The sequence below is a fragment of the Pseudomonas sp. ChxA genome, from assembly GCF_030263855.1.
Taxonomy (GTDB): Bacteria; Pseudomonadota; Gammaproteobacteria; order Pseudomonadales; family Pseudomonadaceae; genus Aquipseudomonas; species Aquipseudomonas fluorescens_CB.
The window spans coordinates 2,776,852-2,796,109 of record NZ_JARPMK010000001.1 but is presented as its reverse complement, the minus strand read 5'-3'; the positions used below and the strand labels follow the sequence as shown (position 1 = coordinate 2,796,109).

Genomic DNA, 19,258 nt, shown 5'->3' with positions numbered 1-19,258 from the left:
CGGTCAGCGCGTCCACATGGGGAAGTTGTCCAGCACCTGGCCACCCAGTTCCGCGACTTGCCCGGCCAATACCGGGCCGAGAAACACGATGGTCAGCAGGACCGCCACCAGCTTCACCACCTGCGGCAAGGTCTGGTCCTGGATCTGCGTGAGTGCCTGGAACAGCCCCACGCTCAAACCCACGATAATCGCCACGCCCAGCGCCGGCGCCGAGAGCATCAGCACGGTCATCAGCGCCTGTTTCATCAATGACAGGAAAACATCCTGGCCCATGGGTCGTGCCTCAGCCGTAACTCAGAATCAAACCGTGCATCAAGCGCGACCAGCCGCTCAAGGACACGAATAAAAAGATCTTCAGCGGAATCGAAATCAGGTTCGGCGAAACCATCGACATGCCCATCGCCATCAGCACGTTGGACACCAGCAAGTCGACGACCAGGAACGGGATATAGAGCAAAAAGCCGATCTCGAAGGCCCGCGTCAGCTCCGAACTGACGAACGCCGGAATCAACACCACCAGGTCATCATCGCGCAGGTCGGCCCGCGCCTCAGGCGACCAGATGGTCTCGGTGGCCTGCACAAAAAAGCCGCGCTCGGACTCGTTCGCAAAGCGCTTCAAGTGCGCCTGCAAGGGCGGGCGCAGCGCATCACCCAGGTCCTTGAGTTGCTCCACATGTTCGATGTTGAGGTCGCGGCCCTCCACTTGCCGGTACATGTCGCCAATCAACGGCGTGGTCACGTACACCGACAGGATCAGCGCGATGCCGTACAGCACCAGGTTCGGCGGGGTCTGTTGCACCCCGAGGGCGTTGCGGATCAGGAACAACACCACCGAAATCTTCATGAAACCGGTGAGTGTCACCACCGCCAACGGGATCAGCCCGATCGTCGCAACGACCAGGATGATCTCGATCAGGTTGGGCTGATAACCGGTCATGGGGTGGCGAAACTCAGCAGGCGCACACCCAGGCCGTCACCGATTTTCACCAATTGGCCCTGCCCGACGCGGCGCCCGTTGACCATCAGGTCGACGTTGTCGACGCCGGGTGTATTGAGCTGCAACAAGCTGCCGGCGCCCAGTTCACGCAATTGCGCCAGGGTCAGCTCCAGGCTGCCGACCTGGCACACCAGTTTGAGCGGTAGATCATCCAGGGCCGCAGCCGCATCAACGTCAGTCATCGTGTTCTCCATGTGCAAAAGAGGCGCTTGCAAGGCTTCCTGCAAGCGCAAGACTTCACCCTGGTATTGGCAGCGGGCCTGCAAACGGCCCGCCAGCTCCAGCAACAAACCCGGGCCGGGTTCGAGCATCAGCACATCGCCTGAGCACAAACTGCGCAGTTCACCGAGGCTCAAGTGCTGCTGCCCGGCCACCACGGCCAGGGTCTGGCGCAGGTCGGGCAATGGGTCCGGCTCAAGCGGAGCGTGTTGATCCAACAACTGCGCCAACAGCACGGCGGCGCCTTCGCTCAGATCCAGTTGCGCATGCATGGCGGGCTGGTTGCCGAAGGTCAATGCCAGCGCCAGGTGCAGCACATAAGGCTGTTGGTCTTGCGGCGCTTCGAGCAATTGCAGCGGCTGCGCCAGCAGCGGTTCGAGACGCTCAATCAGGTCCAGTACCGCCAGTTCCAACAGCAATGCACGCGGCAACGCCGGTAGCAGCTGCACGTCAAACTGCAACGCCAGCGGCACCAGCACTTGTTCCAATGCCGCCGCCGACAGCCGCAAGCGCACCGGCGCGCGACCGAGCAACAGCAGCACTTCGCGTGCCGCGTCAAGCGGCTGCGGTTCAGCGGCCCAGCTCACGCGCAGGTCTTGCCCGGCGCAGCGGCCCTGCCAGGCGCGGCGCCGCCGATGCAGTTGGTTATGCAGCGCCAGCAAGGCCGGGTCGTAGTGCGTCAACCATGGCGACAGCGGATCGGCAAGGGCTGCGATCATGTGCCGGTGCCTTCATCGCGCAGTTCTCCGATCCGGCGCTCATCACTTTCGCGCCCCTCCAGCAGGCTCTGCCAGGCATCGGATTGACGCTGGCGGCTCAGGCGTTCCTGGCGGAACAGGTCGCGCTCACGCTCCTGGCTTTGCAGGGTGGTGGACACGTGGGTCACGTCGTTTTCCAGCTGTTGCTGGTCATCCGACAGCCCGCGCAAACGGTCCTGGGCTGCCTGCCAGCTCGCCACCGAAAGGCCCTCGGTGAGCGAGGCGTACACCTGACGGGCCTCCTCGGCGATCGCCTCACGGTGCAGGCGCAGTTGCTCCTTGGCATCGGTCAACACGCCATGGGTCTGCTCGCAGCGCTGTTGCTGGGCGGCCAGTTGGCTGGCGGCACGTTGTTCACGCAGCACCCGCAAGGTCTGCAGGGTGCGCAGTTGGTCGGTTTTCATCGGGCGTTCTCCTTTCTAATGCCAGCAACCACCGTTTCCAGATCAGCGAAGATCGACTGTGGGAGCTGGCTTGCCTGCGATGGCGGTGTATCAGTCACAAAAGGGCTGGCTGACCCACCGCCATCGCAGGCAAGCCAGCTCCCACAGGGTTTTGCATGCATTTCGATTGCGCGGTTCATGCCAACACCTGGCGCATGCGCATCAGGGTCTGTTCCAGGTTGCTGGGCTCGCCAGCGTTCTGGCGCAGGAATGCTTCGATGGCGGCGTGGCGGGCAATGGCTTCGTCCGCCAGCGGGTCGCTGCCGGCGGAGTATTCGCCCACGCGGATCAGCATTTCGATTTCGCCGTAGCGCGCCATCAGCTCGCGGATGCGCATGGCCAAGCGTTTGTGTTCCTCACCGGCGACCTGCTCCATCAAGCGGCTACGACTGCGCAGCACGTCCACCGCCGGGAAATAATTGCGCTGGGCCAATTCGGCGCTCAGGGCAATGTGCCCGTCGAGGATCGAACGCGCTTCTTCGGCCACCGGGTCGCTGGCGGCATCGCCTTCGGTGAGCACGGTGTACAGCGCGGTAATGCTGCCGGTAGGGCCAGGGCCGGCGCGTTCGAGCAGGCGCGGTAACGCCGAGAAAAATGACGGCGGGTAACCGCGACGGGTCGGCGGTTCGCCCACGGCCAGGCCGATTTCGCGCTGGGCGCGGGCAAAACGCGTGAGGCTGTCCATCAGCAGCAATACATTGCGGCCCTGGTCGCGGTGGTATTCGGCCAGGGTGGTGGCGACAAATGCGGCTCGTACACGCTCGGCCGCCGGGCGATCCGAGGTGGCGACCACCGCCACCGTGCGCGCGCGCGCCTGGGCATCGAGTTGCACGTCGAGCAGCTCGCGCACTTCCCTGCCCCGCTCGCCGATCAGGCCGATCACAATCACATCGGCTTCGCTGTTGCGGATAATGCTCGCGAGCAGTGACGATTTGCCCACACCAGGCTCGCCAAAGATGCCCATGCGTTGGCCCTGGGCCAAGGTCAGCAAGCCGTCGATGGAGCGGATGCCCAAGGCCATGGAGCGCACGATTAACTGCCGCGAAAACGGTGCCGGAGGCTCGGCGTGCAAGGGGTAGCTTTGTAAAGCCAAGGTCGGTGGCAGGCCGTCACCGTCGAGAAAATCGCCCATGGGGCTGATCACTCGCCCCAACTGCGCATCACCAACCGCCACGCCGAGGGTTTCACCGGTGGCGGTAATCTGCGTGCGGGTCGATAAGCCTTCCATCGAGCCGATGGGCGACAGAATCGCCTCGTCACCATCAAAACCAATGACCTCGGCACTCAAGCTGCGGCTGCTGACGGGGTCACGCAATTGGCACAGTTCACCAATGCTCACGCCGGCTACGCTGGCGCGCAGCAGCACGCCGCGAATACTCAGCACAGTGCCGTGCATGGGGCGCGGGCGCGCCTGGGCCAGGCGCTCAGTCAGGCGCGGCAGCAACTGCTCCAGGTTCATGCCAGACCTTCTTCGGCAAAGGGCAGCAAGCTGCGGCGCAGGGTTTGCAATTGCGCTTCCAGGCCCAGCTCCACCGAGCCGGCCGGGCTGCTGAGGCGCGCCTGGCCGGCGCCAAGCTGGTCATCGGCGGCCACCGAGAGCGCCAAACTTTCGAGCTTGAGGCGTTGGCGCACTGCGTCGACCTCGGCGGGTGGCACCCACAGGGTCAGCGCCTGGTCCTGGCGAAACGCGCTCAAGGCTTGGCGGGTGCAGCGCACGACACGCTCAGCGTTGTCCAATTCGCCCAGCACTTCACGCACGATGCCCAACGCCAAATCGGCCAGCGACGTCTCCAGGCTGCTCAGGTAGTGCTGCACCTGGGATTGGGTTTGCACCAGCAATTGCGCGACCTGCTCCGCGCCGGTTTGCCGGGCGCTTTCAAAACCCTCGGCGCGGGCGGCGTGCAGCCACTGGTCGCTGTCGGCCTTGATCTGTTCGGCCTGGTCTTTGGCCGCTTGCAGAAAGGCAAAACCTTCGGTCCACAACGCGGCTTCTTCGGCACGCAAGATGCGCGCAGCAGGACGGCTCGGTAATTCATTCATGGGGCGATGTCCTCGGCCAGCAGGCACGCGGCGGCGGCCTGGACGATTTCCAGGTCACGCGGTACGCGCGCGCTGTAGCCCTGGGGGAAGTCAAAACGCAAACGCAGCCAGCCTTGCCAGTCGGCATGCTGGGCCTGCAGCCAGGCGGCGACACAGCCGAGGCCGTCACGGTCGATGGCTTCGATCAACTCGACCGGTTCACGCAGCAGATCCGCCGCACCGCCCAGTTGACGCAACGCCAAGGCCGCCACAAAAACCTCGGCGCCGAGGCCTTCACGCAGTTCATTGACCACCTCGCGGCGGATCTCACGGCTCAAGGTTGCGCCGTGCCAGATAGCCCCGCACAACCTCGACAGGCGCGCAAATTGCGCCGGCGACAGCAACAACACCGGCAGGTCAGCCGCCAACGGCGTGACCAATTGCTCGATCGGCGCCAACTGATAATGCTTGACCAGCAACTGCTCCAGGCGCGGGCGAAAACGCGGCTGGGCCTGCATGGCCTGCAACACCTCATCCGGCAGTTCGGCAGCAAAACACGCGCCCAGGCTAGGCCCGCGCACAAACTGCAAAGGCTCGGCGATCAGCCCCTGCCAGCGTTCGAACAAACTCATTCACCCTCCTTGAGCATATACAGCGCCTGGGACTGGCGCCGCGCCCACTGCTGGCGGGCCAATACACCGAGGGCGCCAAGCGCAATCAGCAACAACGTGGCGAACATGAAACGCGCCTGAGGCACGTTGTCTTCCAGCATCCACAAGCCCATAAAACGCGCCAGCCGTGGTTGTGCCGGGTTCTGGCTGATGGCGACAGCCGCCTTGATCGCCGTGACCGACACGCCTTCGTAGCTCAGGCCGGAAATGCCGTTGGCTACCAGGGTCTTGATCTGCGGGATCAGCGTGTTGATGTCGGTGCCTGGGTCGTAACGCACCAGCACCGAGGCCGACGAAGGTGAAATCACGCGTTTGAGCAGGTCGTTGTCAGGCAGCACCACGTGCACGCGCGCGGCGACGATGCCGTCGATCTGCGACACCGAGTGCGACAGCTCCTCGCTCAGCGCATAGATCATCTGCGCGCGCTCCTGCACCGGCGACGACACCAGGCCATTGCCCTTGAACACTTGGCCCATATTGGAAAAGCTCTGCTGCGGCAGGCCGGCGTTGTCGAGCAAGGTCATGGCTTCGGCGAAGCGCTCCTCGTCGACCACCACTTTGAGCTGGCCGTTGTCCTGGGCCTTGCGTTCCGCCGGGATACCACCGCGCAGCAGCACCGCGACCATGGCGTTGGCATCGCGCTCGCTGAGGTTGGTATAGAGGTCGGTGTTGCACGCTTGCAACAGACTGGCCAGCAGGCCGATCAGCAGCAGGCGCAGGGCGCGGTTTGGGCTTGGCATGGCGTTATTGACCCTTGAGCAGCGTGTTGGCGGAACCGGAGATCTGCGTTGCACCGCGCACCACCATCTGGGTTTCGATGGAATAGTCGAACATCTTGCCCAGTGAGTGGACGATCTGGTCGACCTGCTGCTCGCCGACTTTTTTACCCGGTTCACCCTGAGGCGACGCACTGGCCGTGCGGATTTCGGCCTGCGCGGGTGGCGGCGCCGAGGGGTTGTTGGTGAGCAAATCCGCACGCTCGGAAAACGCCCGCGAACGGTCGATAAAGCTGTTCATGCGCTCCATCAACCCTGAGCCGATCTGGTGCGGGCTGGCGCCCTCGGGCATGCCCTTGGCGGTGTTGGCCATGTGCTCGAACAGGTTCTGCGAGGCCCCGGTGGGCCCCGCACCGGCGGACGGCGGCAAGGCCGTGGCGCCGGCGGCGAGACTGATAGTCATAGGGGCTTCCTACTCGTCGTCGTCATCGGACATGGCGTCGTTCAGCAGTTCCTGCATCTTCGGCATGATGATGAACTGGCCGCCGATGGTGACGGCCTGGGTGATCAACGCATCGTTGAATTTGGCGTCGTCGGCGTCCGAAGTGTCCGCCGGTTTATCGGCAGCCTTGGCGTTGTCCACCGCGGCATTGAACTTGGCTTCAGGGCTGGCGCCACCGGGGGCGAGGTTGCTGTCTACGGCGGTTACGGACATGGTGCTGCTCCTTTACTGGGTTGGGGTTTCGGTACTGACTTGCGCGCCGCGAAACACCCGCACACCGCGCTCGCGGGCCACTGGGGCGGCCACGGCGTTGGGTTGCAGGTGATCGACATGCTGTTGCACCAGCGCCAGGTACGGCGGTGGCCCGGACACGAACACTTCATCGCCCTCGGGGCCGTTGCGCATCGACAACTGCTGGCCGAACACATCGAGGGTGTTGAGGTAAACCTGCAACTGGTCGAGGTTCAGTGCGCTGGCCTTGAACAGTTTTGTGCCGATCTCATCGTTGGCGTTGAGGTACAGAAGGTTGCCGTCGAAGTACCAGGTCAGGCCGTTGGTGCTGCACAGGGTTTGCAGGAACTCACCGGCGGTGGCCGCACGAATCGTGCTGCGAGCCTTGCCGCGCACCTTGTCCGAGAGCACCACGGGGATGTCGAGGTTGTGGCCGAACTCTTCCAGTGCGCCGCGCACATCCTGGTCGACCAGCACGTAGGCATAGGGTTTGGAAAACCATTCGGGCGCTTCGGCGGCGTGAGCAAAACTGGCGCCGAACAGGCATAGGATGGCCATGAAAAATATGCTTACATGGCCTGCGCCTTCGCCCGACGAGTTGTGACGATGACCAAGAATTTCCTGCTTGCCAGTACCCTGCTGTTGGCTGCCTGCTCCAGCAAACCTGCGACCGATTCCGACAAGTCCCTGCAACTGGCCAACGACCTCAGCAAGCGCGGCGACTACGCCAGCGCGGCTGCGCTGTACGAGCGCGCCACCCAGCAACCCGGCGCCGGCATCGACCTGTGGCTCAAGCTCGGCCAGGCCAGGCTCGACGCCAAGGACGCGCTGGGCGCCGAGCGCGCCTTCCAGCAAGCCCTGGGCCTGGACGCCCACAACGCCGACGCGCTGCTCGGCCTGGGCACTGCGCAGTTGCAACTGGGCAAGAGCCAACGCGCCGTTACGGCGCTGGGCCAGGCCGCCGAGATCAACCACCTGCCGGTCGCCTACACACGCCTGGGCATCGCACAGGTCTTGAACGGCCAGGCCGTCGCCGCACAAACCGCCTTCGCCCAAAGCCTCAGCCTGCAACCCGACAACCTCGACAGCCGCTGCAACCTGGCCCTGGCCTACGCGCTGGGTGGGCAATCGCAACAGGCGCTGGACACCATCGCCCCCGTCACCCAATCGCCCCGGGCCTTGCCACGGCATCAGCGTAATGAACTGCTGGTGATGGTGTTGGCAGGGTATGAGCAAAAGGTTGCCGGGCTGCCGCTGGATGATATTCCGGCGGCTGAGCGGGCACGTTTGATAACCGAAGCCAAGCGCATCAAGGCCATCAGTGATCCGGTGGCGCAAGCCAAGGAGCTGGGGTTGGTTGACCCGCGGTGATACACCTTGATCGTTCCCGCGCTCTGCGTGGGAATGCAGCCCGGGACGCTTTGCGTCCAAAAGCGTGACGCGGAGCGTCACAAGAGGCGTTACCACGCGGAGCGTGGGAACGATCTGAAGAGTCATTGCTGGCCTCCTGCAGCGCCGGCCTTGGCTTCCTGCTGATCCTTGCGGCGCTGCAACTGCTCGCGGTCGAAGCCTTCGATATACACCTGCGCCGCCCGGCCTACCGGCGCGGCCATCGCTGGCCCGGTAGCGCGACCCTGGGTCAGGTCCTGCTTGCGCTCGACCATCTGCATCAGGTTCAAATTGTTCGCACACCCCAACGGCAAGATCGGCTTGAAGTCTTCATCCAACCCGATCTCATCCTTGGCCGCCGGTTGCTGGCACTGGCTCGGCAAGCCATCGGCACGGTATTCCGGCGAGTAATACGTCGGCGCCAAATGGGTCTTGCAGCCCATCAGCGCCAAGGGCAACAGCATCAACACACGCAAAGCAGTCATGGCAGGCCCCTTAGTCAATTCATGTAGAAACCGAACACCCCGCCGCTGCGCGGTCCGCTGGCTGCGGCGGTCGTCGGTAAGGCGTCCAGGGGCGTGGCAAGACCGCGACCGCGCACCGGCTCGACCAGGTACGGGGTAATCAGGATCACCAGTTCAGTTTCATTGCGTTGAAAGCGCTTGGAGCGAAACAGATTGCCGAGGATCGGCAGGTCGCCCAGCAATGGCAGCTTTTCGATGTCTTGGCTGCTCTCACGCTGGAACAGCCCGGCAATGGCGAACGTCTGCCCGCTGCCGACTTCCACCCGCGTATCGGCGCGGCGCACGCTGAAGGACGGCACATGGAAGTTGCCGAAATCCACAGTGCCGCCGCTGACCACGCTGCTGACTTCCGGGCGCACTTGCAGGGCGATGCGCCCGTTAGGCAGCAAGGTCGGGTTGAACAGCAGCGACACACCGAAGGATTTGTATTCGATGCCCACCAGGTCGCGGTTCACCGGCACCGGGATCGCCACTTCGCCACCGGCGAGAAAGCTCGCGGTCTGGCCGGTCATGGCGGTGATATTCGGCTCGGCCAGAATCTGCAAGATACCATTGGCCTGGAGTGCATCGAGCATGCCGTCGATATTCACATTGCCGGAGCCGGTGCCCGCTGTCGCCAAGCCACCGGCCGTGGCCGCCGCCAATGGGCCGCCCGTGATCAGGCCGAAGGAAAACGTGCCGTTATTGAACATCGCGTTCCAGTTAACGCCGTAGTGCAGCAACTCGGAACGCGACACTTCGGCAAAGCGCACACGCAGGTTGACCTGGGCGGCGCCGGCATACTCGGTAGTGTTGATCGCGCTCTGGAAGCCTTGGCCCTGAGGGTTGAGCAACGCGTTGAGGTCGGTGGCCTCGGCCACCGAACCGAGCGTGCCCTTGGCGATCAGGCGGTTGCCGGCGCCGCTGATCTGCGCGCCATTGCCGGGGTGCAGCGTCTGCATCGGCGTGGTCACCGCCTGACTGTCACTGCTGACCGAAAGCGTCAGGCTGGCCAGTTGTTTGCCGTCATTGCCAAGGGCAATAAGGCTAGTGTTGCCCGGCGCCTTGCCGAAGATATAGATCGTACCGGGCGACACCACTTGCAGGTCGGCCACATTCGGTTCGGCAACCAGCACCGAATCCACCGGCGCGACGAAATGCAGAATGCGCCCTTCACCGGACGCCAGGCTGATCGAGCCGCCAGCGCCCCGGCCAATGTCCTGAGCCTGACTGGCACACGCAATCAAAGCGAGCAATAACACACAAAAACGCATCATGAGGCAGACGCCAGGGGAGTGACGGAAGCCGCAGCAGGCGCGCGGCGATTGGAAATATCGGTGAGGCTGATGGTCACCAGCGCTTGCAGGTTGTACTCGGTGGCCAACTCGCGGAACGACAGCACCGCCAGCTCCAACTCGCCGCGCAGCACCAGGCGACGCAAGCTGCGGCGCAGTTCCGGGTGCACCAGCAACACGGCGCTGTTGGCCTCACGGGTGTTGTCGCAGGCCTGACGCAGTTGCGCGAGCAAGGCGCGGCTGACTTCTTCGGGGATCAATTCACGCTGCGGTTCCTGGCGACGCAAGGACGCACGCAGCTGGTCCTCCAGGCCCGGCGCCAGTACCAGTGCGCCGATTACCCGGTTGCGGTCGGCGTATTGATGACTGATCTGGCGCGCCAGCGCGGCACGCAAATGCTCAGCCAGGCGCCCGGCGTCGGTTTCGCGCGCGCCCCACTCCACCATGGCTTCGAGCAAGGCGCGCTGGTTGCGAATCGACACGCCTTCGCCGACCAACAAGCGCAGGGTTTCGGCCACGCGTTGCAGCGGCACCAGGCGCAGGGCCTCTTTGACCAGCTCGCCGTAAGTGGCTTCGGTGCGTTCGAGCAACAGGCGGGTTTCCTGGATGCCGAGGAAGTCCGCGGCATAGCGGCGCAGGCTGCGTTCGAGCACACCGCGCAGCACTTCGTCAGGCAGCAAAAAGCCGATGCCGGCATTGCGCAAGGCGTCTTCGTGCTGACGTTCGATCCAGTGCGCAGTGCGGCCATTGAGCGGCGAATCGGCTTGCACGGTGGCGATGTCGAGCAACTGCACATGCACCGGGTCGTCCTGCAACAACAGGCAGTTGATCGGCAGTTCGCCCTCACTCACCGGCACGCCTTCCAGCGACACGCGGAAACTGCCCGGCGTGGCCTTGGCTTCCATGTAGATGCCTGGCACCGGCACGTCCACGCCAAGCTCGGTGCGAATGTCGTGACACAGCGCCTCGACACGCTGGCGCAGCAGCTGGCGCGGCGCGCTCTGGGACAGGCTGCTGCCGAGGGTTAGCAGTACACGGCTGTCGGGCAACGGGTTGTCATCCAGTTCGGCCTGAACCTCGACCACCGCCGGGGCTTCCTCGACCAGCGCTTCGAGTTCAGCCTGGGGTTGACGGGTGTGGCGGCGATACATCAGCAAGGTTGCACCGCCAAAGGCCACGGACAAGCCAATGAATACCCAGGTCGGAAAGCCCGGCAACAGGCTCACGCCGAGCATGATCAGCGCCGTCAAGCCCAGTGCGCGGTAGCTGGCGCCCAGTTGCTTGATGATCTCGCTGCCCAGGTCGCCGGCCTCGCCGTCGCTGTTGACGCGTGTCACGACGGTGCCCGCCGCGACTGAAATCAGCAGCGCCGGAATCTGCGCGATCAGGCCGTCACCCACGGTCAGCAGCGAATAGGTGTGCACCGCCACGCCGAACGGCATGTCGCGTTCGAGCATGCCGATCAGCATGCCGCCCAGCAGGTTGACCGCGAGGATCACCAGCCCTGCGATGGCGTCGCCTTTGACGAACTTCATCGCGCCGTCCATTGCGCCGAACATCTGGCTTTCGCGCTCCAGGCGCGAGCGCCGACGGCGGGCTTCGGCCTGGTCGATATCGCCATTGCGCAGGTCGTTGTCGATGCTCATCTGCTTGCCGGGCATGGCGTCCAGGGTGAAACGCGCCGCGACTTCCGCGACGCGCTCGGCGCCCTTGGTGATCACCACAAACTGCGCCACGGTGATGATCAGGAACACCACCATGCCGACCACCACTTGCCCGGCGATCACGAAGTCACCGAACGCCTTGACGATATGCCCGGCGTCACCGTGCAGCAAAATCAGGCGCGTGGTGGTGATCGACAGCGACAGGCGAAACAAGGTGCTGAGCAGAATCAGCGGCGGCAGCGCAGAGAACTCCACGGAGTGGCCGATGTAGAAGGCCACGATCAGGATCAGGATGCTCAGGGCAATATTGAGGCCGATCAGCATGTCCACCAGGTAGGTGGGCAGCGGGATGATCATCATCACAATCGCCATCAGCATGAACGCGACGATGATCACGTCGGTGCGCTTCGCGGCCATGCGCGCCACGTTGTTCAGGCGATTGAGTACGCTCATGGGTTGGCCCTGCGTGCGGCTAAGTAGCGTTTGAAGCACTGGCGCGCTTCGTCCTTGCGCTCGCCGTACCACAGCGCACGCGCGCGCAGCAGCAACAGGCTGGCGGACTCGCCTTCCAGCGCCACCAGACGGTCGAGGGCGCCGAGTGCCCGCGTGGCATCGCCACTGTCGGTGAACGCCAGCACCAGCGCGCGCAACAACACGCGGTCATGGGGCGCGACGCTGACAGCAATCAGCAACATCACCAGCGCGCGCTGGGACTGGCCATTGCGCCGATACAGCTCACCAATGCCCTTGAGCAATTGCACGGCGTCCTCGTTATCGCGGGCCATCACGCATGCACCTCTGAACGCTGCTGTTCGAGGTTGCGGCGCATCTCGATCTCTTCGCTGATCAGGTCATGGGCCAGCGCCTTGATCTCGGGCTCGGCGTCCAGGCCCGGCAGAATGTATTCCATCACATGCTCCAACAGCTCCAGGGAACGGGCGCTGCCGAACAGCAGGGAGTCCACACCGGCGGCGCTGGTGAGGGCTTCGAGGTCGCTGCGCAGCGAGCGGCGGGTTTGGGTCTTGCGGGTCTTGAGCACCGCTTCAAAGGCAGTGGCCTGGCGTGAATTGACCGGGCGAATCGCTTCGATAGGCGCGCTGCGCACATCACTGGGAATTAGCGGGCGGGGTTCGACTTTCATGCCGGGGCCTGTTTGCAAAATGGGGCGCGGTCAAAGGTGGGAGCTGGCTTGCCTGCGATAGCGGGGGTCCCAGCAATAAAGATGCAGCCTGTACCGACGTCATCGCAGGCAAGCCAGCTCCCACCTTTGGTTTGCGTACATGCCATAGACCGACTCATAAGGTGAAGGTAAAGCGCTCATCGCCACGGGCGAGGATCACTTGGTTGTTCTCGATGCGTTCCAGCACCCAGTTGTCCGCCAGCGCAGCGCCGGGGTACAGGCGCTTGCCGCTGTCATTGATCACATAGGGGTGGGTGCCGAACCACACGGCCTGGAAGCGCACGCGTGGGCGCGCGGCATCGGCACGCACGGCAACGCGGGGGTTGAGCACGATCTGCTGGCCGTAACGCTGGTCGAAGGCTTGTTGCAGGGCCAGCCATTGAGGCTTTTGTGACTGCTCAAAACTGCCCTCGGCGCTGAGCTGGCCGTTGCTGTTGGTGACGCTCACCGCATCCAGATGGGCGGCCTGCAACCGTTGCTCCAGCCAGGCTTTGGCCTGTTCGCGGGACGGCTGTTTAATCGCCGGCACATCGACCACTGCCGCCGCCTGTGCCAACGGCGGGTCACTGCGAAAGGCCAGTGCCCCTGCACAGATAAACAACAGGCCGAGCGCGACAATCCAAGGCGTTAATCTGCGCGGAGCGTGGGCGGGTTGTTCTGCCGCTTCGGGCAGCGCCAGGCTGACACCGGCGGTGCCGATGCGCAGTTGCACAGGCAGTCGCGCGCGATGGCCACTGCCCTGGGGGATTCGCACAGTGCCGGCGACCAGCACCTCACCGCCCACGGCTTCGACCGCCACTTGGCCGCCCTCAAAACGCAGGCGCAGGTGCAGGCCGGCGATACCGGGGTCGCTGAGCACAAGGTCGGCCGCGAGGTCCGCGCCGATGGTGTAGACAGGCTGATCGAGCACCAGGGAACTGCCCTGGTGCAAACCGGCGGTCACAGTGAGGGTCGGTGCGCCAGTCGCAGCCACCGGCCCCAAAGAAATCAAGGCTGTCATGTGTGGGTTTGCCCCCTTGAAAATGTGCAACGGGGTCAAGAATCAGAAGGTAAACGGGCAGCGCCGGCGCCGCCCGTTTGGCAAATCAGTTCTGTGGACGCTGTTTGGTGGCGTCGAGCTCAGCTTTTTTCGCGGTGCTGATTTCGGTGATCTTGGCCGACTTCTCGATAGCCATGTTGAAGGTCGCTTCCATCTTCGCGATAGCGTCGTCGGCGCCGCCGGCTTTTACTGGTGGGACATCAGCCATGTTCATCTCCTTGCATCGATAGGGAAGTTATTCAGTTGCGCAACAGCAAGCTGAAAGTATGCAAACCCGGTAAACGCCCAAAACGTCAGACAGTGAGCTTTCGAACCGTCGTTGGTTTGCATGGGGGCCATACTACTCACGATCAAAACGCCTTCGCTGTGAAAGCTTGTGAAACGTTTCGGCTACAGGGTGTGAAATGTTTGGCTCAACCTGGCATTGAAAAAAACTCATGCCTATTCACCTGCGGAACTTTTATAGAAAAATTCAAACAAGCCAAAAGCCCCGTATTCCTTGGTCTTGCGCGTACAACCTAAAATATCCATGAACAATACGCGACAGGTTCAAGACGTAAAAACGCGCAGCCCATCACGGCTTCGGCGTGTTTTTTGTATCGACTTCACATTTTTCGCTAATAGCCTTTTGCCAAACTTTGCAGATATTTCCATTTGTAACAAAAGCGACTTACTCATCGCGTTTGATAGCTCGGCGCGAGCGACCTTAATGCTCGTGGGCAACTAATTTCCTGCGCCTGATTAGTACAGTTGCACTAATAGCTAGATGTTCAGTGTGCAGGCCCTGATATATGAAACAACTTCCAGGTGAGCATGTATGCCAGCGATTCCAAGTAGTCGTGACCCTGCGCAAACGCCGGGCACAGACGGCTCGCAGAAAAAATTCGAAACCGCGTTGTACTCCGCCGTCAACCAGCCAATGTTCGACCCGTCGAAGATCCGTGGCCCGTCAATCCCACTGCCCTATCAAAACGTGCAGGCGCCGGTGAATAACAGCATCACCTACACACCGCTGGGCAGCGACAAGCCGGTAACACTCAAACAAATCGACAACCCGCGCCTTTATGAAACATTGGTCAACCAGTACAACGCGCAGCAGAACGATGCGAGCTTCGAAAAGAACCTCAGCGACAGTAAAGCGGCCGGCTACACCCAGGCCGATGCGAGCACCGTGGCGCCGGGGCTGGGCAACTACAAGGCCATCGGCAGCCCGACGGAACTGGGCCCTGGCTTGATCCGCTATGAGACCGCCTCGGGCGACAAGGTGGTGGTCAGCCAGAAAGACACGCCGCAGCTGTTCGATCAGGTCAGTGGCGACTTCACCAAGCTGTCGGCGATCAATGCCAGCGGCGCCGAAGGCTATCGCCTGGCCGGCCCCAACGAGAGTATCGACCCGGCCACCCATATCGGCCCGCCCGAGGAAGTCGGGCCAGGGTTGATCCGCTACCAGACCGCGTCCGGCGACAAAGTGATCGTGTCCCAAGACATCACCCCTGGCCTGTACGACCAAGTCGCCAAGCTTTACGCCGGTACTACCGGTGCCGCAGGCGCCTCGGACACCTCGTGGATCGACAACTCGTCGTTCGGTGTGGCCGGCGCCAAGGACTGGAACAGCATCACTGGCAACACCAGCACGACACCGACCAAAGAACAACTCGACCTGAACCGCCCGCGCGCCGCTGCGCAATTGCTCTCGCAGAACTGGGACGCCTGGGGCCTGCACGGCGCGCCGATCGACTTTGCCAACCCGCCGACCAGCTTGCCGCCCGAAGCCCAGGCCGTGCTCAAGTACGTGGCCAGCAGCCCGAACCTGATGGCTGCGCTGGACAGCGGTGGTCGCGGCAAAGCTGACAATGTGATCACCCATTCCGACGTTGACCATTTCATCAGCAACACCAACAGCGATATCGGCGCGGCGGCGAAGTCCTATGCCAGCTTCATGGGCAGCCACCCAGGCGACCTGGCCAAGGCCAACGCCAAGTCCGCCGCCATCGTGATGGCCAACGAAAGCCTGGTCGCCAGTTCCGGCACTGCCATGCGCCCAGGTGATAACCAGCGCAGCAACGACGGCATGATCCGCCCCGATAACCTGCAAGCCCTGGGCGGTGATTCGGCCTTGAGCAACGAGCTGACCGGCGCTGCAGCAATGTGGTCGCGCCCCGGCATGTTCCACGCCCTGGAAACCGGCGGTGACAACCCCGCCACCGGCAAATCCGACAACCTCGGCACCCGCGACAACATCGGCGCGTGGCTGGAGAAACAGGCGCCGAAAACCGACAGCGACACCCTGACCTTCCTCGACGGTGCCGCCACTCGCGATGCCGTCGCCGGTGTGGACACCTCCAAGCTCACCGCCGATATCCTCGCCAACCCGCAGAACTACACCGGGGAACAAAAAGCCGCAGTGCTGGTGCAACTGACCGATGCACAAACGCGCCTACTGGTCAGCGACTATGTCGGCAACGCAGGCTTGATGGACAAGTACACCTCGCCCAACTGGGGCCTGAACCCCAACGAAGACAAGATCAAGGCGCAGCTGCAAAGCGGCATCGAGACGTTGTCGGCGGACCCGGACGTGCAAGGCTTTTTGCAGAACAATCGCGGCCCCGCGCTCAGCGATATCGTGAGCGCCGACCCGAGCATGAAGGTCGCGATGCAGAACTACGTTGAAGGTGGCATCGAGTCGGGTAAGAACCTCACCGACAACCTCAATGCCAAGGACCAGAACGGCAAGCAGATCGACATGGGCATGGGCCTGCAAAATGCCGCCAACGATGCGACCATCGCCAACCTGGCACTGGGCGGCAACGGCCATGTGGACCTGACCAAAATCACCGCCAATGCAGGCCAGAGCGATGCGATCCTCAGCTACTACAAGAACCAACTGGTGACCGGCAAAGCCTTCACCGATGCGGTGGCCGGCGGCCTGGACCCGACCGTGGCGGCCAGCAGTTTCGCCGCCAGCACCGCGTCGGCCCAGGCCTTTCTCGGTGACAAGGCCACGGCCGATGACGCGGCGACCTTGCAGGTCAACTTCAACGAAAACCTCGGCGATGCGTTGCTCGGCGGTGCCACCACCGACACGCTCAACGTCACGCTTGGCGATGGCAAGGGCAACTTCGACGAAGCCAAGGTCACGGCGGCCATCAACGACGCGCAGCAAAAAGACCCCGAGATGTTCACCACCTCCGACGGCGGCAAGATTGACCCGGCGCAGGTGGTGTCGATGCTGCGCTCGGTATGGGATATCGGCCGCCAGGGCAACAAGATTGCCGATGCCTTGCCCAAGGCCATCGAAGGCATGAAGTTCGGCGATGTCAGCCCGGCGTTCAAGCAGGGCCTGCTGCATATCGGCAGCGCCGTGTTGATGAGCGGCGTGCTGATGGCGCGTTCGGCCAGCGGCAGCACCACGCCAGTGGCGGATGCCAACCGCGTATCGGCGGGCCTGCAGTTTGCCGGGTTATTGCTCGAAGGCGGGACCAAATACGCCAAGGAAGCCGGCTATGGCGTGACCTGGGTCAACCGCCCGGACGGCGGCACCATTGGCGATTTCCCCGGCAAAGTACCGGTGGGCAAAGGCCCGCTGTCGCCGCAACAGATCGCCAATATCGGCGCGGCGGGCAAGATCATCGGTTCGGCCGGCGGCATTATCGGCGGTGTGATCGGGATTATCGGCGGCGTCGACTCGTTGAAAAAAGGCGACTACCTCAGCGGCAGTTTCTCGGTGGCCACCGGTGTGCTCGGCACGGGTGCGGCTGTTGCCGGCCTGGTGGAAGCCGGCGCCGGTTTGTACGGGGCCACCGAAATCGGTGCGGTGGCCGGCACCATCAGCGGCATCCTTGGCGGTGCCACGGCGATTCTCGGCGGTATCGGCAGCGCGTTCCTGCCGTTCGCCCTGGCCGATGCCCATGGCAAGGCGCAAGACGCGTTCTACGGGCAACTGGCGCCTGTGCTGCAGCAATACGGCCTGACCGGTGGCCCGACGATGGATGGCGATTATCCGTCCGACCCGATCCCGGCGATCAACACCTGACCCTCCCCGGCAGCCCGGTGTGAAAAGGACCCGCGCCGGGCTGTGATTTCAACGCACAAAGGTTAACTGACATGACGTACTCGACTCGCAGCCACCTCACCGATGACGCCTCTTTGGGGATTCACTTCGGCCCGTTCCACCTGCTGCCCCAACGTCATCTGCTGCTCAAGCACGGGCACCCCGTGAACCTCGGCAGCCGGGCTCTGGCCCTGCTGATCGCCCTCGCCTCCCGGCCGGGAGAACTGCTGCATAAACACCAACTGCTCGACATCGCCTGGCCCAAGCTGGTGGTGGAGGAATGCAACCTGCGCACACAGATCAAAACCCTGCGCCGCGCGCTGGGCGACGTTGACTCGTTCTACATCGCCACCGCAGCGGGCCAAGGTTACCGGTTCGTCGCGCCCACCTGGTTCGACCGCGAACCGCTGCCGGTGGTGAAGCAGCCGGTGGTGCTCGGCGTATATGGCTGCCGTCACTGCGGCGGTGCCGCCATGCTGCCCCGATTTACTCAGGCAGGCCTGCAAAACAGCTGACACCCTGGGGTTATTCCGTTGGAAAAATATGTTTTTTCCAACGGAATTATTCGCCCGCCCCAATCGTTGTAATTCCCGAGACTGCCCAACACCCATAACCCTCAGGAATTACCCGTATGAATCGCTCCCTTATCCTCAGCCTGCTCGGCCTCCTCGCCGTTGGCTCCGCCCAGGCGGCTTCGCTGCAAGTCCCGGTCAACCTGGTGAGTGCCGATGGCGCCCCACAACCGGTGGGCACGGTGACCATCAGCGAATCGGCCTACGGGCTGATTTTTACCCCAGACCTGAAGTCGCTGCCGATGGGCGTGCATGGCTTTCATATCCATGAAAACGGCAGCTGTGAGGCGGGTGTGAAAGACGGCGTGAAAGTCGCGGCACTTGCCGCCGGCGGCCACTTCGACCCGGAGAAAACCGGCAAGCACCTGGGGCCATATGCCGACGGCCACTTGGGTGACCTGCCGGCGTTGTATGTGAACATGGACGGCACGTCCAACAACCCGGTACTGGCACCGCGCTTGAAAAGCATTGCGCAGATCAAAGGCCGTGCGCTGATGATCCATGCCGGGGGCGACAACCATTCGGACATGCCCAAGCCGCTGGGTGGTGGCGGTGAGCGGCTGGTGTGTGGCGTGATCTAAGTACCCACATAAATCTAAATGTGGGAACTGGCTTGGCTGTGATGGCGGGTTTGTTGTTGGTGGTGGTGTACATATCCGTTGCTGCGGTAACGGCGGCTTATGGTTCCGCTCTTACAGCGGCTCACTTTTGGAAAGACCGGAATGCCGGCCCAGCCAAAAGTAACCAAAAGGTCTTCGCCCCAACACTCGGTGCCTCGCTATGGCTCGGCATGCCCGCAATCCGCCAGTGATTTGGGGGGCGATTTCAGATCAAGATCAAAAGCGCAGATCAAAAGACCGCTGACTTCGTCATCGAAAAGGATGTAAGGGCCGGAGCAACAGCAACAGCAACAGCAACAGCAACAGCAACAGCAGAGCCATACTCGGTCAAAGGTGGGAGCTGGCTTGCCTGCGATGGCATCAACTCTGTGTACCTGACAAACCGAGGT

Annotated in this window: 22 protein-coding genes; 4 read left to right on the top strand and 18 right to left on the bottom strand. The window is 62.9% G+C overall.

What is annotated here, in order from left to right:
- Nucleotides 1–3 precede the first annotated feature (3 nt).
- The 11 genes from P5706_RS12565 to P5706_RS12515 all read right to left on the bottom strand — a co-directional run bounded on the left by P5706_RS12565 (nt 4) and on the right by P5706_RS12515 (nt 7,114).
- Nucleotides 4–273 carry an EscS/YscS/HrcS family type III secretion system export apparatus protein gene (locus tag P5706_RS12565; RefSeq protein WP_016969171.1) on the bottom strand — a complete coding sequence of 90 codons (270 nt, stop codon included), beginning with the start codon at nt 271–273 and terminating at the stop codon, nt 4–6.
- A 10-nt stretch (nt 274–283) separates the two neighbouring features.
- A complete protein-coding gene (gene sctR, locus P5706_RS12560) occupies nt 284–937 on the bottom strand; it encodes a type III secretion system export apparatus subunit SctR (protein ID WP_017137580.1) in 654 nt (217 codons plus the stop codon).
- Nucleotides 934–1,935, bottom strand: a complete 1,002-nt coding sequence (gene sctQ, locus P5706_RS12555; RefSeq protein ID WP_285679438.1) for a type III secretion system cytoplasmic ring protein SctQ — start codon at nt 1,933–1,935, stop codon at nt 934–936. The genes sctR and sctQ overlap by 4 nt, the downstream gene beginning before the upstream one ends.
- Entirely contained in the window at nt 1,932–2,378 is a 447-nt protein-coding gene (locus tag P5706_RS12550) for a hypothetical protein (protein WP_200434294.1), read from the bottom strand. The genes sctQ and P5706_RS12550 overlap by 4 nt, the downstream gene beginning before the upstream one ends.
- Nucleotides 2,379–2,553: 175 nt before the next feature.
- The gene (locus P5706_RS12545) at nt 2,554–3,876 is read right to left on the bottom strand and encodes a FliI/YscN family ATPase (protein WP_285679437.1); all 1,323 of its coding nucleotides are present in this window, start codon (nt 3,874–3,876) and stop codon (nt 2,554–2,556) included.
- The gene (gene sctL, locus P5706_RS12540; protein WP_285679436.1) at nt 3,873–4,457 is read right to left on the bottom strand and encodes a type III secretion system stator protein SctL; all 585 of its coding nucleotides are present in this window, start codon (nt 4,455–4,457) and stop codon (nt 3,873–3,875) included. Before sctL ends, P5706_RS12545 begins: the two co-directional genes overlap by 4 nt.
- Complete coding sequence (locus P5706_RS12535; protein WP_285679435.1) at nt 4,454–5,068, bottom strand: type III secretion protein; 615 nt, start codon at nt 5,066–5,068, stop codon at nt 4,454–4,456. The genes sctL and P5706_RS12535 overlap by 4 nt, the downstream gene beginning before the upstream one ends.
- A complete protein-coding gene (sctJ, locus tag P5706_RS12530; RefSeq protein WP_285679434.1) occupies nt 5,065–5,847 on the bottom strand; it encodes a type III secretion system inner membrane ring lipoprotein SctJ in 783 nt (260 codons plus the stop codon). The genes P5706_RS12535 and sctJ overlap by 4 nt, the downstream gene beginning before the upstream one ends.
- A 4-nt stretch (nt 5,848–5,851) precedes the next feature.
- Nucleotides 5,852–6,286: a hypothetical protein gene (locus tag P5706_RS12525; protein ID WP_285679433.1), complete on the bottom strand. Its 435-nt coding sequence runs from the start codon at nt 6,284–6,286 to the stop codon at nt 5,852–5,854.
- A 9-nt stretch (nt 6,287–6,295) separates the two neighbouring features.
- Nucleotides 6,296–6,538 (bottom strand): hypothetical protein, encoded by a 243-nt coding sequence (locus P5706_RS12520; protein WP_017137572.1) that lies wholly within the window; start codon nt 6,536–6,538, stop codon nt 6,296–6,298.
- Nucleotides 6,539–6,550: 12 nt separating this feature from the next.
- Nucleotides 6,551–7,114, bottom strand: a complete 564-nt coding sequence (locus P5706_RS12515; protein ID WP_285679432.1) for a type III secretion protein — start codon at nt 7,112–7,114, stop codon at nt 6,551–6,553.
- 48 nt (nt 7,115–7,162) lie between these two features.
- On the opposite strand from P5706_RS12515, the gene P5706_RS12510 reads away from it, so the two are divergent.
- Complete coding sequence (locus tag P5706_RS12510; protein ID WP_285679431.1) at nt 7,163–7,927, top strand: tetratricopeptide repeat protein; 765 nt, start codon at nt 7,163–7,165, stop codon at nt 7,925–7,927.
- Between the two features lie 122 nt (nt 7,928–8,049).
- Here the strand turns inward: P5706_RS12510 and P5706_RS12505 are convergent, their stop codons facing one another.
- From P5706_RS12505 to P5706_RS12475, 7 genes are all read right to left on the bottom strand, one after another.
- Nucleotides 8,050–8,430, bottom strand: a complete 381-nt coding sequence (locus P5706_RS12505) for a hypothetical protein (RefSeq protein WP_285679429.1) — start codon at nt 8,428–8,430, stop codon at nt 8,050–8,052.
- 14 nt (nt 8,431–8,444) lie between these two features.
- The gene (locus P5706_RS12500) at nt 8,445–9,725 is read right to left on the bottom strand and encodes a type II and III secretion system protein family protein (protein WP_285679428.1); all 1,281 of its coding nucleotides are present in this window, start codon (nt 9,723–9,725) and stop codon (nt 8,445–8,447) included.
- A complete protein-coding gene (gene sctV, locus P5706_RS12495) occupies nt 9,722–11,860 on the bottom strand; it encodes a type III secretion system export apparatus subunit SctV (protein WP_285679427.1) in 2,139 nt (712 codons plus the stop codon). Before sctV ends, P5706_RS12500 begins: the two co-directional genes overlap by 4 nt.
- A complete protein-coding gene (locus tag P5706_RS12490; RefSeq protein ID WP_138814907.1) occupies nt 11,857–12,192 on the bottom strand; it encodes a tetratricopeptide repeat protein in 336 nt (111 codons plus the stop codon). Before P5706_RS12490 ends, sctV begins: the two co-directional genes overlap by 4 nt.
- On the bottom strand, nt 12,192–12,548 hold the full coding sequence (locus tag P5706_RS12485) for a hypothetical protein (protein WP_285679425.1): 357 nt from the start codon (nt 12,546–12,548) through the stop codon (nt 12,192–12,194). The genes P5706_RS12490 and P5706_RS12485 overlap by 1 nt, the downstream gene beginning before the upstream one ends.
- A gap of 154 nt (nt 12,549–12,702) precedes the next feature.
- Nucleotides 12,703–13,587 carry a SctD/MshK family protein gene (locus P5706_RS12480; RefSeq protein WP_285679424.1) on the bottom strand — a complete coding sequence of 295 codons (885 nt, stop codon included), beginning with the start codon at nt 13,585–13,587 and terminating at the stop codon, nt 12,703–12,705.
- 85 nt (nt 13,588–13,672) lie between these two features.
- Nucleotides 13,673–13,834 carry a hypothetical protein gene (locus P5706_RS12475; RefSeq protein WP_016969018.1) on the bottom strand — a complete coding sequence of 54 codons (162 nt, stop codon included), beginning with the start codon at nt 13,832–13,834 and terminating at the stop codon, nt 13,673–13,675.
- 609 nt (nt 13,835–14,443) lie between these two features.
- Here P5706_RS12475 and P5706_RS12470 point away from each other — a divergent pair.
- The 3 genes from P5706_RS12470 (at nt 14,444) to sodC (ending at nt 18,830) form a co-directional block, all read left to right on the top strand.
- On the top strand, nt 14,444–17,659 hold the full coding sequence (locus P5706_RS12470) for a type III effector HrpK domain-containing protein (protein WP_285679423.1): 3,216 nt from the start codon (nt 14,444–14,446) through the stop codon (nt 17,657–17,659).
- Between the two features lie 71 nt (nt 17,660–17,730).
- A complete protein-coding gene (locus P5706_RS12465; protein WP_285679422.1) occupies nt 17,731–18,192 on the top strand; it encodes a winged helix-turn-helix domain-containing protein in 462 nt (153 codons plus the stop codon).
- 116 nt (nt 18,193–18,308) lie between these two features.
- The gene (gene sodC, locus P5706_RS12460) at nt 18,309–18,830 is read left to right on the top strand and encodes a superoxide dismutase [Cu-Zn] SodC (protein ID WP_285679421.1); all 522 of its coding nucleotides are present in this window, start codon (nt 18,309–18,311) and stop codon (nt 18,828–18,830) included.
- The last annotated feature ends 428 nt before the right edge of the window (nt 18,831–19,258 follow it).